The sequence below is a fragment of the Salmonella sp. SAL4457 genome, from assembly GCF_046548235.1.
GTDB classification, from domain to species: domain Bacteria; phylum Pseudomonadota; class Gammaproteobacteria; order Enterobacterales; family Enterobacteriaceae; genus Salmonella; species Salmonella enterica.
The window spans coordinates 1-262 of the sequence record NZ_JBGDZO010000706.1 but is presented as its reverse complement, the minus strand read 5'-3'; the positions used below and the strand labels follow the sequence as shown (position 1 = coordinate 262).

Here is a 262-nt window from a genome sequence, read left to right as displayed (position 1 = left end):
AACTAATCCTTGATTCTCATCTTCCATAACATCTACACCTAGAATACCACCTCCTACTGCAGTAGCTGCCTTAATTACAATCTCTTCTAATTCATGTGTAATAGGTGCAAGTCCAGTATGACCACCTCTTGCAACATTTGTTCTCCATTCACCTACAGCAGAATATCGATATATTGCAGTAATAATCTGATCTCCAGCAACAATACATCTAATATCTCTAGGTGGCCTCTTTATCATTTCTTGAACATAATAGATCCTAGAC

Annotated in this window: 1 pseudogene; it reads right to left on the bottom strand. The window is 37.4% G+C overall.

Features of this window, described 5'->3' with window-relative positions:
• A pseudogene (locus tag ACLJNW_RS25995) lies at positions 1-262 on the bottom strand (30S ribosomal protein S6--L-glutamate ligase); the annotation flags it as partial.